Here is a 14313-nt window from a genome sequence, read left to right as displayed (position 1 = left end):
CGAAAAGCCATGGCCGAGTTGACAATCTCCGCTGGTGACATTCAGAGCGCCATCGAGGAGTACGTAGGCTCTTTCACCTCCGACACCGCCCGCGAAGAGGTCGGTACCGTCGTCGACGCCGGTGACGGCATCGCCCACGTCGAAGGCCTGCCGTCCGTGATGACCCAGGAACTTCTCGAGTTCCCCGGCGGCGTGCTCGGCGTCGCGCTCAACCTCGACGAGCACAACGTCGGCGCGGTGATCCTGGGTGACTTCGAGAAGATCGAAGAGGGCCAGCAGGTCAAGCGCACCGGCGAGGTCCTCTCGGTCCCCGTCGGCGACGCGTTCCTGGGCCGCGTGGTCAACCCGCTGGGCCAGCCGATCGACGGTCAGGGCGACATCGAAACCGACGTCCGGCGCGCCCTGGAGATCCAGGCGCCCTCGGTGGTTCAGCGGCAAAGCGTGAAAGAGCCCCTGCAGACCGGGATCAAGGCCATCGACGCGATGACGCCGATCGGCCGCGGCCAGCGCCAGCTGATCATCGGCGACCGCAAGACCGGCAAGACCGCCGTCTGCGTCGACACCATCCTCAACCAACGGCAGAACTGGGAGTCCGGCGACGAGCGCAAGCAGGTGCGCTGCGTCTACGTGGCCATCGGCCAGAAGGGCACCACGATCGCCTCGGTCCGGCGCGCGCTCGAAGAGGGTGGTGCGATGGACTACACCACCATCGTCGCGGCGCCGGCGTCCGACTCGGCCGGGTTCAAATGGCTTGCGCCCTACACCGGTTCGGCGATCGCCCAGCACTGGATGTACGACGGCAAGCACGTGCTGATCGTCTTCGACGACCTGAGCAAGCAGGCCGAGGCATACCGCGCGATCTCGCTGCTGCTGCGCCGCCCGCCCGGCCGCGAGGCCTACCCGGGTGACGTGTTCTACCTGCACTCAAGGCTTTTGGAGCGTTGCGCCAAGCTTTCCGACGAACTCGGTGGCGGCTCGCTGACCGGTCTGCCGATCATCGAGACCAAGGCCAACGACATTTCGGCCTACATCCCCACCAACGTCATCTCGATCACCGACGGGCAGTGCTTCCTCGAGTCCGACCTGTTCAACCAGGGTGTGCGGCCGGCCATCAACGTCGGTGTCTCGGTGTCCCGCGTGGGCGGCGCCGCCCAGATCAAGGCGATGAAGGAAGTGGCGGGCTCGCTGCGTTTGGACCTCTCGCAATTCCGCGAATTGGAGTCGTTCGCGGCCTTCGCCTCCGACCTCGACGCGACGTCGAAGGCTCAGCTGGATCGTGGCGCGCGGCTGGTGGAGTTGCTCAAGCAGCCCCAGTACCAGCCCATGCCCGTCGAGGAGCAGGTGATTTCGATCTTCCTCGGCACCGGTGGCCACCTGGACTCGGTGCCCGTTGAGGACGTCCGGCGCTTCGAAACCGAATTGCTGGACCACATCCGGGCCTCCGAAGAGAAACTCCTGTCGGGGATCCGCGACACCCAGAAGCTCTCCGACGAGGCGGCCGAAGAACTCAAGAAGGTCATCAACAACTTCAAGAAGGGCTTCGCCGCCACCGGTGGTGGATCGGTGGTGCCCGACGAGCACGTCGAGGCGCTCGATGAGGGCGAGCTCGAAAAGGAATCGGTGAAGGTCACCAAGCCTGCGCCCAAGAAGAAGGCAAAGAAGTAGCAACCTATGGCTGCCACACTTCGTGAATTGCGCGGACGCATCCGCTCGGCCGGATCGATCAAAAAGATCACCAAGGCCCAGGAGCTGATCGCGACGTCGCGGATCGGTCGCGCTCAGGCGCGGCTGGACGCCGCCAGGCCGTACGCCTTCCAGATCACCGCGATGCTCACCACGCTGGCCGCCGAGGCCGCCCTCGACCACCCGTTGCTCGTCGAGCGGCCCGAACCGAAGCGGGCGGGCGTGCTGGTGGTGACGTCGGACCGAGGTCTGTGCGGTGCCTACAACGCGAGCATCTTCCGCCGCGCCGAGGAGCTCTTCTCCTTGCTGCGGGAACAAGGCAAGACGCCGGTGCTGTACGCCGTCGGCCGTAAAGCGCTGAATTACTACAAGTTCCGCAACTGGGACATCAGCGGCTCCTGGACCGGCTTCTCCGAGCAGCCGCAGTACGAGAACGCCGCCGAGATCGGCGAGACGTTGGTCAACGCGTTCATGCTGGGCACCGGCGACGAGGACGAAGGCCAGTCCGACGTCGAGGGCGTCGACGAGTTGCACATCGTCTACAGCGAGTTCAAGTCGATGTTGTCGCAGGCGGCGGTCGCACACCGGATCGCCCCCATGGTGGTCGAATATGTCGAGGAACCGCCCGAAGTGCGAACGTTGTATTCGTTCGAGCCGGATGCGACAACGCTTTTCGAGTCGCTGTTGCCGCGGTACCTGACCACCCGTGTTTACGAGGCGCTGCTCGAATCGGCGGCATCGGAGCTGGCCTCGCGCCAACGCGCGATGAAGTCGGCCACCGACAACGCAGACGACCTCATCAAGGCCCTGACGCTGATGGCGAACCGCGAGCGGCAGGCCCAGATCACCCAGGAGATTAGCGAAATCGTCGGTGGCGCAAACGCGCTCGCCGACGCCCGCTAGGTAGCACCACTAGGAAGCGAAAGAAATTATGCCTGCTACGACAGCAACCGACGAGAAGTCCACGAAGTCGGCCAAGAGCGACACCAGCGGCCGGGTGGTACGGGTCACCGGGCCCGTCGTCGACGTCGAGTTCCCCCGCGGTTCCGTGCCGGAACTGTTCAACGCGCTCAACGCGGAGATCACGTTCGAGGAACTGGCGAAGACCCTCACGCTCGAGGTCGCCCAGCACCTCGGGGACAACCTGGTGCGCACCATCTCGCTGCAGCCCACCGACGGTCTGGTGCGTGGGGTCGAGGTGACCGACACGGGACGTTCCATCTCGGTGCCCGTCGGCCAGGAGGTCAAGGGCCACGTCTTCAACGCCCTGGGGCACTGCCTCGACAAGCCGGGCTACGGAGAAGACCTCGAGCACTGGTCGATTCACCGCAAGCCGCCGCCGTTCGAAGAGCTCGAGCCTCGCACCGAGATGCTCGAAACCGGCCTCAAGGTCGTCGACCTGCTCACCCCGTACGTGCGTGGTGGCAAGATCGCGCTGTTCGGTGGCGCGGGTGTCGGCAAGACGGTGCTCATCCAGGAGATGATCAACCGCATCGCCCGTAACTTCGGTGGTACGTCGGTGTTCGCCGGGGTGGGGGAGCGCACCCGCGAGGGCAACGACCTCTGGGTCGAACTGCAAGAGGCTGACGTGCTCAAGGACACCGCGCTGGTGTTCGGTCAGATGGACGAGCCGCCCGGTACCCGTATGCGAGTGGCGCTTTCCGCGCTGACCATGGCCGAGTGGTTCCGTGACGAAGCCGGCCAGGACGTGTTGTTGTTCATCGACAACATCTTCCGGTTCACCCAGGCCGGTTCGGAGGTGTCGACGCTGCTCGGTCGTATGCCCTCGGCGGTCGGCTACCAGCCCACGCTGGCCGACGAGATGGGCGAACTGCAGGAGCGCATCACCTCGACGCGAGGCAAGTCGATTACGTCCATGCAGGCGGTCTACGTGCCCGCCGACGACTACACCGACCCGGCGCCGGCGACGACCTTCGCGCACCTGGATGCCACCACCGAGCTGTCGCGGTCGGTGTTCTCCAAGGGCATCTTCCCCGCGGTGGACCCGCTGGCCTCGAGCTCGACCATCCTCGACCCGAGCGTCGTCGGTGACGAGCACTACCGCGTGGCCCAGGAAGTCATCCGAATCCTGCAGCGGTACAAGGACCTTCAGGACATCATCGCGATCCTCGGTATCGACGAGCTGTCCGAAGAGGACAAGCAGCTGGTGCAGCGGGCGCGGCGCATCGAGCGGTTCCTGTCGCAGAACATGATGGCGGCCGAGCAGTTCACCGGTCAGCCGGGTTCGACGGTTCCGCTGAAGGAGACCATCGAGGCGTTCGACCGCGTGACCAAGGGCGAGTTCGACCACGTGCCCGAGCAGGCCTTCTTCTTGATCGGTGGTCTGGACGACCTGGCCAAGAAGGCAGAGAGCCTTGGCGCCAAGCTCTAACTTGCACCCGGGCCGAAACGGGCTCGCACGCTATCGAAGGGGTCTGTGGCATGGCCGAATTGAACGTTGAGATCGTCGCCGTCGACCGAAAGATCTGGTCGGGTGCGGCAACGTTTCTGTTCACCCGCACCACCGTCGGTGAGATCGGCATCATGCCGCGGCACATCCCGTTGGTAGCGCAATTGGTCGACGACGCAATGGTGCGCGTCGAACGAGAGGGCGACGACGATCTCCGGGTCGCGGTGGATGGCGGATTCTTGTCGGTCACCGAGGAGACGGTGACCATCCTGGCCGAATCCGCCGAGTTCGAGTCGGAGATCGACGAGAGCGCCGCGAGAGAGGCTTCTGAGTCGGACGATCCGCGTATCGCCGCCAGGGGGCGCGCCAGATTGCGCGCCGTCGGCGCGATCGACTAAGCGCCGATGAGCGCGCCCATGACCGCCATGGTCGTGCTCGTCGTCGTGCTGGCGGCCGCCGTCGTTGCGTTGAGTTATCGGCTGTGGAAGCTGCGCCAGGGCGGCACGGCGGGGATCATGCGCGACGTTCCCGCGGTGGGCGGTCACGGCTGGCGGCATGGTGTAATCCGTTACCGCGGCGGCGAAGCCGCGTTCTACCGGCTCTCCAGCCTGCGACTGTGGCCGGACCGGCGGCTGAGCCGGCGAGGCGTTGAGATCGTGGCCCGGCGCGCGCCACGTGGCGACGAATTCGACATCATGACCGACGAGATCGTCGTCATCGAACTGCGCGACACGACCCAGGACCGCAGGTCTGGCTACGAGATCGCCTTCGACAAGGGTGCGCTGACCGCGTTCCTGTCGTGGCTGGAGTCGCGCCCGTCGCCGCGTTCCCGCCGGCGCAGCATCTAGCCTGCATCACCGAACGCCCTGCGGTGCCGGTTAACTCGTGGGGGCTTGCCCGCCGCCCGGCTTCCACAGCACATCGCCGTCCGGGTTGGCCACGCGCGACAGGATGAAGAGCAGATCCGACAGGCGGTTCAGGTATTTCGCGGGCAGGATGTTGACCTGCTGCGGGGCGGCGTCGACCGCCGCCCACGCCGAGCGCTCGGCTCGGCGCACCACGGTGCGCGCCACGTGCAAGTACGCCGACAACGGCGAACCGCCCGGCAGCACAAAGGAATTCAGCTTGGGCAACGACTCGTTATATGTGTCACACCACTTTTCGAGCCGGTCGATGTAGGGCTGGGTGACCCGCAAGGGCGGGTACTCGGGGTTTTCCACCACCGGGGTGGACAGGTCCGCGCCGGCGTCGAAGAGGTCATTTTGGATCTGGCGTAACACGGCCTTGAGCTCGCCGTCGGGGTGACCGACGGCGACGGCGACGCCGATCGCCGAGTTGGCCTCATCGCAGTCGGCGTAGGCCACCAGGCGGGGGTCGGTTTTCGGGACCCGGGAGAAGTCACTCAATCCCGTGGTGCCGTCGTCGCCGGTCCGCGTGTAGATGCGGGTCAGGTGCACTGCCATGAGCAAAACGGTACTGCGGCGCGTGTAGGGGCCAAGACTTGGCTCGTTGGCATACGGGCTCGCTGGCAAGCCGGCCGACTGACAAGCCGATACCGCTTCACTAGACTGACCCGGGTGGCTGAGCGATTCGTGGTGACCGGCGGCAACCGGTTGTCCGGTGAAGTCGCGGTGGGGGGCGCAAAGAACAGCGTGCTCAAGCTGATGGCCGCGGCGTTGTTGGCCGAAGGCACCAGCACCATCACCAATTGCCCCGACATCCTCGACGTGCCGCTGATGGCCGAGGTGCTGCGCGGCCTCGGGGCAACCGTCGAACTCGACGGTGACGTCGCCCGGATCACCTCGCCCGACGAGCCGAAATACGATGCCGACTTCGCGGCGGTGCGCCAGTTCCGGGCTTCGGTGTGCGTACTGGGCCCACTGGTCGGTCGGTGTAAGCGGGCCCGCGTCGCCCTTCCCGGCGGAGACGCGATCGGCTCGCGGCCGCTGGACATGCACCAGGCCGGCCTGCGCCAGCTGGGCGCGCAATGCAACATCGAACACGGATGCGTCGTGGCGCAGGCTGATACGTTGCGCGGCGCGGAGATTCAGTTGGAGTTTCCGTCGGTGGGCGCCACCGAGAACATCCTGATGGCCGCGGTCGTGGCCGAAGGCGTGACCACGATCCACAACGCCGCGCGCGAACCCGACGTCGTCGACCTCTGCACGATGTTGAACCAGATGGGCGCGCAGGTCGAAGGCGCCGGTTCGCCGACGATGACCATCACCGGCGTCCCGCGACTGCACCCGACCGAACACCGCGTCATCGGGGATCGCATCGTCGCCGCCACGTGGGGCATCGCCGCCGCGATGACCCGCGGAGACATCTCGGTCACCGGTGTCGACCCGGCGCACCTGCAGGTGGTGCTGCACAAGCTGCACGACGCCGGCGCCACCGTCACCCAAACGGAAAGCAGCTTCCGGGTGGCCCAGTACGAGCGCCCGAAGGCCGTCAATGTCGCGACCCTGCCGTTTCCCGGGTTTCCCACCGACCTGCAGCCCATGGCGATCGCGCTGGCGTCGATCGCCGATGGCACGTCGATGATCACCGAGAACGTATTCGAGGCGCGCTTTCGTTTCGTCGAGGAAATGATCCGGCTGGGCGCCGACGCCCGCACCGACGGGCACCATGCCGTCGTGCGTGGGCTGCCGCAATTGTCGAGCGCGCCGGTGTGGTGTTCGGACATCCGGGCCGGCGCCGGCCTGGTGTTGGCGGGGCTCGTCGCCGACGGCGACACCGAGGTTCACGACGTCTTCCACATCGATCGCGGCTACCCGTTGTTCGTGGAAAACCTGGCGATTTTGGGAGCGGAGATCGAGCGGGTAGAGTAACCAAAGTCAGTGCCCCACAAGCGCGATCACCGACGCGAAGGTGGACGAGAGCGGGGCCTTGACTCCCTCGCTGGATTGGTACTAGCCTGGCACGGCTGCTCCCGACTCGGTCTCTGGAAGACCAAAACTGGGAGTTGACTCCACTGCCGGACTTGTATTAAGCTGGCAGGGTTGCCCCAAAACGGGCGAAACAAGTGTTGTTTGAGAACTCAATAGTGTGTTTGGTCTTTTTATTTGTTGTTGTTTTTTTGGCCATACCTAGCACTCCCCGTGTGTGGGTATGGCAATTTTTGATGCCAGTTATTTGGTGTCTTGTCAGGTATCTCTGATTTGAAATTCACCTCGTTCATCGAGGAGTTTTTGTTTGGAGAGTTTGATCCTGGCTCAGGACGAACGCTGGCGGCGTGCTTAACACATGCAAGTCGAACGGAAAGGCCCCTTCGGGGGTACTCGAGTGGCGAACGGGTGAGTAACACGTGGGCAATCTGCCCTGCACTTCGGGATAAGCCTGGGAAACTGGGTCTAATACCGGATAGGACCTTTAGGCGCATGTCTTTAGGTGGAAAGCTTTTGCGGTGTGGGATGGGCCCGCGGCCTATCAGCTTGTTGGTGGGGTGATGGCCTACCAAGGCGACGACGGGTAGCCGGCCTGAGAGGGTGTCCGGCCACACTGGGACTGAGATACGGCCCAGACTCCTACGGGAGGCAGCAGTGGGGAATATTGCACAATGGGCGCAAGCCTGATGCAGCGACGCCGCGTGGGGGATGACGGCCTTCGGGTTGTAAACCTCTTTCACCATCGACGAAGGTCCGGGTTTTCTCGGATTGACGGTAGGTGGAGAAGAAGCACCGGCCAACTACGTGCCAGCAGCCGCGGTAATACGTAGGGTGCGAGCGTTGTCCGGAATTACTGGGCGTAAAGAGCTCGTAGGTGGTTTGTCGCGTTGTTCGTGAAATCTCACGGCTTAACTGTGAGCGTGCGGGCGATACGGGCAGACTAGAGTACTGCAGGGGAGACTGGAATTCCTGGTGTAGCGGTGGAATGCGCAGATATCAGGAGGAACACCGGTGGCGAAGGCGGGTCTCTGGGCAGTAACTGACGCTGAGGAGCGAAAGCGTGGGGAGCGAACAGGATTAGATACCCTGGTAGTCCACGCCGTAAACGGTGGGTACTAGGTGTGGGTTTCCTTCCTTGGGATCCGTGCCGTAGCTAACGCATTAAGTACCCCGCCTGGGGAGTACGGCCGCAAGGCTAAAACTCAAAGGAATTGACGGGGGCCCGCACAAGCGGCGGAGCATGTGGATTAATTCGATGCAACGCGAAGAACCTTACCTGGGTTTGACATGCACAGGACGCGTCTAGAGATAGGCGTTCCCTTGTGGCCTGTGTGCAGGTGGTGCATGGCTGTCGTCAGCTCGTGTCGTGAGATGTTGGGTTAAGTCCCGCAACGAGCGCAACCCTTGTCTCATGTTGCCAGCGGGTAATGCCGGGGACTCGTGAGAGACTGCCGGGGTCAACTCGGAGGAAGGTGGGGATGACGTCAAGTCATCATGCCCCTTATGTCCAGGGCTTCACACATGCTACAATGGCCGGTACAAAGGGCTGCGATGCCGCAAGGTTAAGCGAATCCTTTTAAAGCCGGTCTCAGTTCGGATTGGGGTCTGCAACTCGACCCCATGAAGTCGGAGTCGCTAGTAATCGCAGATCAGCAACGCTGCGGTGAATACGTTCCCGGGCCTTGTACACACCGCCCGTCACGTCATGAAAGTCGGTAACACCCGAAGCCAGTGGCCTAACCCTTGGGAGGGAGCTGTCGAAGGTGGGATCGGCGATTGGGACGAAGTCGTAACAAGGTAGCCGTACCGGAAGGTGCGGCTGGATCACCTCCTTTCTAAGGAGCACCACGAAAAGCACTCCAATTGGTGGGGTGCGAGCCGTGAGGGGTTCCCGTCTGTAGTGGACGGGGGCCGGGTGCACAACAGCAAATGATTGCCAGACACACTATTGGGCCCTGAGACAACACTCGGTCGATCCGTGTGGAGTCCCTCCATCTTGGTGGTGGGGTGTGGTGTTTGAGTATTGGATAGTGGTTGCGAGCATCTAGATGAGCGCATAGTCCTTAGGGCTGATGCGTTCGTCGAAATGTGTAATTTCTTCTTTGGTTTTTGTGTGTAAGTAAGTGTTTAAGGGCGCATGGTGGATGCCTTGGCATCGAGAGCCGATGAAGGACGTGGGAGGCTGCGATATGCCTCGGGGAGCTGTCAACCGAGCATTGATCCGAGGATTTCCGAATGGGGAAACCCAGCACGAGTGATGTCGTGTTACCCGCATCTGAATATATAGGGTGCGGGAGGGAACGCGGGGAAGTGAAACATCTCAGTACCCGTAGGAGAAGAAAACAATTGTGATTCCGTAAGTAGTGGCGAGCGAACGCGGAACAGGCTAAACCGCACGCATGTGATACCGGGTAGGGGTTGTGTGTGCGGGGTTGTGGGAGGATACATCTCAGCTCTACCTGGCTGAGGGGTAGTCAGAAAGTGTCGTGGTTAGCGGAAGTGGCCTGGGATGGTCTGCCGTAGACGGTGAGAGCCCGGTACGCGAAAACCCGTCACCTACCTTGTATCAATTCCCGAGTAGCAGCGGGCCCGTGGAATCTGCTGTGAATCTGCCGGGACCACCCGGTAAGCCTAAATACTTCTCGATGACCGATAGCGGATTAGTACCGTGAGGGAATGGTGAAAAGTACCCCGGGAGGGGAGTGAAATAGTACCTGAAACCGTGTGCCTACAATCCGTCAGAGCCTCCTTGTGGGGTGATGGCGTGCCTTTTGAAGAATGAGCCTGCGAGTCAGGGACACGTCGCGAGGTTAACCCGTGCGGGGTAGCCGCAGCGAAAGCGAGTCTGAATAGGGCGCATCCCCTTTGGGGTGTAGTGGCGTGTTCTGGACCCGAAGCGGAGTGATCTACCCATGGCCAGGGTGAAGCGCGGGTAAGACCGCGTGGAGGCCCGAACCCACTTAGGTTGAAGACTGAGGGGATGAGCTGTGGGTAGGGGTGAAAGGCCAATCAAACTCCGTGATAGCTGGTTCTCCCCGAAATGCATTTAGGTGCAGCGTTGCGTGGTTCACCACGGAGGTAGAGCTACTGGATGGCCGATGGGCCCTACTAGGTTACTGACGTCAGCCAAACTCCGAATGCCGTGGTGTAAAGCGTGGCAGTGAGACGGCGGGGGATAAGCTCCGTACGTCGAAAGGGAAACAGCCCAGATCGCCGGCTAAGGCCCCTAAGCGTGTGCTAAGTGGAAAAGGATGTGTAGTCGCAGAGACAACCAGGAGGTTGGCTTAGAAGCAGCCACCCTTGAAAGAGTGCGTAATAGCTCACTGGTCAAGTGATTATGCGCCGATAATGTAGCGGGGCTCAAGCACACCGCCGAAGCCGCGGCACATTCACGTTTACGTGGATGTGGGTAGGGGAGCGTCCCTCATTCAGCGAAGCCTCCGGGTGACCGGTGGTGGAGGGTGGGGGAGTGAGAATGCAGGCATGAGTAGCGATAAGGCAAGTGAGAACCTTGCCCGCCGTAAGACCAAGGGTTCCTGGGCCAGGCCAGTCCGCCCAGGGTGAGTCGGGACCTAAGGCGAGGCCGACAGGCGTAGTCGATGGACAACGGGTTGATATTCCCGTACCCGTGTATGGGCGTCCCTGATGAATCAGCGGTACTAACCACCCAAAACCGGATCGACCATTCCCCTTCGGGGGCATGGAGTTTCGGGGCTGCGTGGGACCTTCGCTGGTAGTAGTCAAGCGATGGGGTGACGCAGGAAGGTAGCCGTACCAGTCAGTGGTAATACTGGGGCAAGCCTGTAGGGAGAGCGATAGGCAAATCCGTCGCTCATTAATCCTGAGAGGTGATGCATAGCCGATTGAGGTGAATTCGGTGATCCTCTGCTGCCAAGAAAAGCCTCTAGCGAGCACATACACGGCCCGTACCCCAAACCAACACAGGTGGTCAGGTAGAGAATACCAAGGCGTACGAGATAACTATGGTTAAGGAACTCGGCAAAATGCCCCCGTAACTTCGGGAGAAGGGGGGCCGGAATACCGTGAACACCCTTGCGGTGGGAGCGGGATCCGGCCGCAGAAACCAGTGGGTAGCGACTGTTTACTAAAAACACAGGTCCGTGCGAAGTCGCAAGACGATGTATACGGACTGACGCCTGCCCGGTGCTGGAAGGTTAAGAGGACCCGTTAACCGTAAGGTGAAGCGGAGAATTTAAGCCCCAGTAAACGGCGGTGGTAACTATAACCATCCTAAGGTAGCGAAATTCCTTGTCGGGTAAGTTCCGACCTGCACGAATGGCGTAACGACTTCCCAACTGTCTCAACCATAGACTCGGCGAAATTGCACTACGAGTAAAGATGCTCGTTACGCGCGGCAGGACGAAAAGACCCCGGGACCTTCACTACAACTTGGTATTGGTGTTCGGTACGGTTTGTGTAGGATAGGTGGGAGACTGTGAAATACAGACGCCAGTTTGTATGGAGTCGTTGTTGAAATACCACTCTGATCGTATTGGACACCTAACGTCGAACCCTTATCGGGTTCACGGACAGTGCCTGGCGGGTAGTTTAACTGGGGCGGTTGCCTCCTAAAATGTAACGGAGGCGCCCAAAGGTTCCCTCAACCTGGACGGCAATCAGGTGACGAGTGTAAGTGCACAAGGGAGCTTGACTGCGAGACTTACAAGTCAAGCAGGGACGAAAGTCGGGACTAGTGATCCGGCACCCCCGAGTGGAAGGGGTGTCGCTCAACGGATAAAAGGTACCCCGGGGATAACAGGCTGATCTTCCCCAAGAGTCCATATCGACGGGATGGTTTGGCACCTCGATGTCGGCTCGTCGCATCCTGGGGCTGGAGCAGGTCCCAAGGGTTGGGCTGTTCGCCCATTAAAGCGGCACGCGAGCTGGGTTTAGAACGTCGTGAGACAGTTCGGTCTCTATCCGCCGCGCGCGTCAGAAACTTGAGGAAACCTGTCCCTAGTACGAGAGGACCGGGACGGACGAACCTCTGGTATACCAGTTGTTCCACCAGGAGCACGGCTGGATAGCCACGTTCGGACAGGATAACCGCTGAAAGCATCTAAGCGGGAAACCTTCTCCAAGATCAGGTTTCTCACCCTTTTAGAGGGATAAGGCCCCCCGCAGACCACGGGTTCGATAGGCCAGACCTGGAAGCTCAGCAATGAGTGCAGGGAACTGGCACTAACCGGCCGAAAACTTACCAACACACAATCGCAACCACAGTCCATTTCGGCGGCATTTTGCCGCTGGAAGCTTGAACACCGCACCCCCCACCAAACAAATTTAAATAGAGTTACGGCGGCCACAGCGACAGGGAAACGCCCGGTCCCATTCCGAACCCGGAAGCTAAGCCTGTCAGCGCCGATGATACTGCCCATACGGGTGGAAAAGTAGGACACCGCCGAACATACACAAAAACACCCCCGGCAACGGGGGTGTTTTTGCATTCGTAGCCAAAACCACTGGCGCACAGGGATTTACACCGGCATGCGGGATCGCAGCGTCCCGTGTCCGTAAGCCGGCGACGCGGTACGCGCGGTCGACGGGCCACGGCCGAGCCGGGTGCAGCGCCCTCCGCGATGCCAACGGCGGTGCGCTGAGCCGGATCTCGACCCGATTGCTCGGGACGTTGTTGCTCGGCTAGCCGGCAAACGGCGGGCGGGCCATCACCGTCGGGCGGATCCCGTAGCGCGGGCCGGCGCCGGTCGAACCCCCGCCGACACCCGCCAGCGGCATACCGCCCAACAGGTTTCCGGGTCCCGATGTCTCGGGAGTGGTGATGAAGCGGCTGACCGGAATCGACGAGGCTCCGGAGGCGACCGCCGGGCCCGCCGCGGAGGTCCAGGCGGGGGGCACGGAGAGGCCGCCGACCGGCGCCGCAGAAGCCAAAGTCGCCGATATGGCGCCGCCGCCACCGGCCAGCCCGCGCAGCGATGCGCCCACGGCGGGCAGGCTCGCGGCGGCCTTCGCTCCCTCACTGGCGGCCTTGGCTGCGGGAGCCAAACCCTTTGAGAGCGATAGGAAGTGGGTCGACATCCCGGTAACGCGATACATCATCGCGAGGGTGTTCTGGGCAGGGCTGGCGTATTCGGCCCACATGTCGAACACGGGGTTCTGTTCCAGCACGTCGGTGATCGGCGGCAGTTCCGTGTTCGCCGCCGCGGGCGACGAGAGTGCCTGCAGTGTGGGCGGTACCGAGGACAGCAACTGTGATTGTGCCGACTCCGCCCCGGCCGAGGTGCCGGCCGCCTGAGCGACCGAGGCCGCCTGCATGGCCTCGCCGGCCGGATTGGTGGTCTCCGCCGGCCGGGTGAACGGTGTCACCTGGGTGACCGGCGCGGCCTGACCCGCGTAGCCGTACATCGCCGTAGCGTCTTGCGCCCACATTTCGGCGTATTGCGTCTCGAGCTGAACGATCAGCGGCGTGTTTTGGCCCAGGACATTGGTCGACACCGCCTGGACGAATTGGGCGCGGTTGGCTTCGATCAGCGGTGGGGGCACCGTGGCGGCAAACGCCGCTTCGTAGGCGCCCGCCGCGGCCCTGGCCGAAACGGCGGCCTGTTCGGCCTGCACGGCGGTGGTGCGCATCCACGCCACATAGGGTTTGGCGGCCTCGGCCATCTGGGCCGAGGCGGGGCCCATCCACTCTTCGCTCACCAGTTGCGTGATGATCCTGTCGTAGTCGTTGGCCGCGGAATCCAACTCCGCGGCCAGCAGATTCCAGGCCCACGCGGCGGCCATCATCGAGGCCGAGCCCGGGCCGGAATACATGCGCTCCGAATGGATCTCCGGGGGTAACGCTCCGAAATCCAGCACGTCGCACCCGCCTCAGCTGGACGCGGCGGCGTTGATGGCTTCGGTTGCCGCATATGAGCCGGCGCCGAAGTGCAGCATTCTCACGAAGCTGTCGTGAATCACCGTGGCCTGGGCGCAGACGGTCTGATACATCTGGGCGTGCGTGGCGAACTGCGCGGCAACCAGCACGGAGACCTCATCGGTTGCCGCGGGTACCACTCCCATCGTCGGCGCCGATGCCGCTGCATTCTGTGCGGCCAGCGCCGAGCCGATGGCAGCCAAGTTCTGGGCTGCGGCGGTTAACGCTTCGGGCTGGGTGGTCACGAACGACACGGTGATTCTCTCCTCGCTGGTTCCGATTCAACGGTGCTGAACGGCCGCTGAAAGCCGCTCCACCGCGAGGTTAAGGGCTGCGCGCCCAATAGTGTATTGCTAAAGACAAGTGTTCATTTTCAGCTAGATTCAGTTCATATCTGTGAACTCATATGTACATATATGTTCTTACGATCACATATG

At 62.3% G+C, this 14313-nt stretch carries 9 protein-coding genes and 3 rRNA genes; 9 read left to right on the top strand and 3 right to left on the bottom strand.

Features of this window, described 5'->3' with window-relative positions; all coding sequences use genetic code 11:
* Positions 1–9: 9 nt before the first annotated feature.
* The 5 genes from atpA to QGN31_RS18660 are packed head-to-tail and all read left to right on the top strand — an operon-like array spanning position 10 to position 4941.
* Complete coding sequence (atpA, locus tag QGN31_RS18680) at positions 10–1665, top strand: F0F1 ATP synthase subunit alpha (protein ID WP_014941503.1); 1656 nt, start codon at positions 10–12, stop codon at positions 1663–1665.
* A 6-nt stretch (positions 1666–1671) separates the two neighbouring features.
* Positions 1672–2586: a F0F1 ATP synthase subunit gamma gene (locus QGN31_RS18675; protein WP_008254818.1), complete on the top strand. Its 915-nt coding sequence runs from the start codon at positions 1672–1674 to the stop codon at positions 2584–2586.
* 28 nt (positions 2587–2614) lie between these two features.
* Positions 2615–4075 (top strand): F0F1 ATP synthase subunit beta, encoded by a 1461-nt coding sequence (gene atpD / locus QGN31_RS18670; RefSeq protein WP_008254823.1) that lies wholly within the window; start codon positions 2615–2617, stop codon positions 4073–4075.
* A gap of 50 nt (positions 4076–4125) precedes the next feature.
* Entirely contained in the window at positions 4126–4491 is a 366-nt protein-coding gene (locus tag QGN31_RS18665; protein ID WP_008254826.1) for a F0F1 ATP synthase subunit epsilon, read from the top strand.
* Positions 4492–4497: 6 nt separating this feature from the next.
* Complete coding sequence (locus tag QGN31_RS18660; protein WP_009955321.1) at positions 4498–4941, top strand: DUF2550 domain-containing protein; 444 nt, start codon at positions 4498–4500, stop codon at positions 4939–4941.
* Positions 4942–4971: 30 nt separating this feature from the next.
* Here QGN31_RS18660 and QGN31_RS18655 read toward each other — a convergent pair whose 3' ends face one another.
* On the bottom strand, positions 4972–5556 hold the full coding sequence (locus QGN31_RS18655; RefSeq protein WP_009955322.1) for a cob(I)yrinic acid a,c-diamide adenosyltransferase: 585 nt from the start codon (positions 5554–5556) through the stop codon (positions 4972–4974).
* Between the two features lie 114 nt (positions 5557–5670).
* Between QGN31_RS18655 and murA the strand changes: the two genes are divergently transcribed.
* The 4 genes from murA (at position 5671) to rrf (ending at position 12409) form a co-directional block, all read left to right on the top strand.
* Entirely contained in the window at positions 5671–6924 is a 1254-nt protein-coding gene (gene murA / locus QGN31_RS18650; protein ID WP_008254832.1) for a UDP-N-acetylglucosamine 1-carboxyvinyltransferase, read from the top strand.
* A gap of 361 nt (positions 6925–7285) precedes the next feature.
* Positions 7286–8816 (top strand): 16S ribosomal RNA (locus QGN31_RS18645).
* 282 nt (positions 8817–9098) lie between these two features.
* Positions 9099–12207, top strand: a 23S ribosomal RNA gene (locus QGN31_RS18640).
* An 89-nt stretch (positions 12208–12296) separates the two neighbouring features.
* Positions 12297–12409: ribosomal RNA gene (gene rrf / locus QGN31_RS18635) — 5S ribosomal RNA — on the top strand.
* The 16S, 23S and 5S rRNA genes sit together here, the layout of an rRNA operon.
* Before the next feature lie 233 nt (positions 12410–12642).
* Here rrf and QGN31_RS18630 read toward each other — a convergent pair.
* Complete coding sequence (locus QGN31_RS18630; protein ID WP_014941504.1) at positions 12643–13818, bottom strand: PPE family protein; 1176 nt, start codon at positions 13816–13818, stop codon at positions 12643–12645.
* Positions 13819–13830: 12 nt separating this feature from the next.
* A complete protein-coding gene (locus tag QGN31_RS18625; RefSeq protein WP_008254840.1) occupies positions 13831–14130 on the bottom strand; it encodes a PE family protein in 300 nt (99 codons plus the stop codon).
* Positions 14131–14313: the final 183 nt, after the last annotated feature.

The organism is Mycobacterium sp. 2-64 (assembly GCF_035918375.1).
In the GTDB taxonomy this organism is placed as follows: Bacteria; Actinomycetota; Actinomycetes; order Mycobacteriales; family Mycobacteriaceae; genus Mycobacterium; species Mycobacterium intracellulare.
Note: the sequence above shows the minus strand (reverse complement) of the source record. Positions and strands in the feature narration are given on the sequence as shown.

Coding starts and splice junctions, on each gene's coding strand:
- atpA (WP_014941503.1), top strand. CDS start 10: ATGGCCGAGTTGACAATCTCCGCTGGTGACATTCAGAGCGCCATCGAG.
- QGN31_RS18675 (WP_008254818.1), top strand. CDS start 1,672: ATGGCTGCCACACTTCGTGAATTGCGCGGACGCATCCGCTCGGCCGGA.
- atpD (WP_008254823.1), top strand. CDS start 2,615: ATGCCTGCTACGACAGCAACCGACGAGAAGTCCACGAAGTCGGCCAAG.
- QGN31_RS18665 (WP_008254826.1), top strand. CDS start 4,126: ATGGCCGAATTGAACGTTGAGATCGTCGCCGTCGACCGAAAGATCTGG.
- QGN31_RS18660 (WP_009955321.1), top strand. CDS start 4,498: ATGAGCGCGCCCATGACCGCCATGGTCGTGCTCGTCGTCGTGCTGGCG.
- QGN31_RS18655 (WP_009955322.1), bottom strand. CDS start 5,556: ATGGCAGTGCACCTGACCCGCATCTACACGCGGACCGGCGACGACGGC.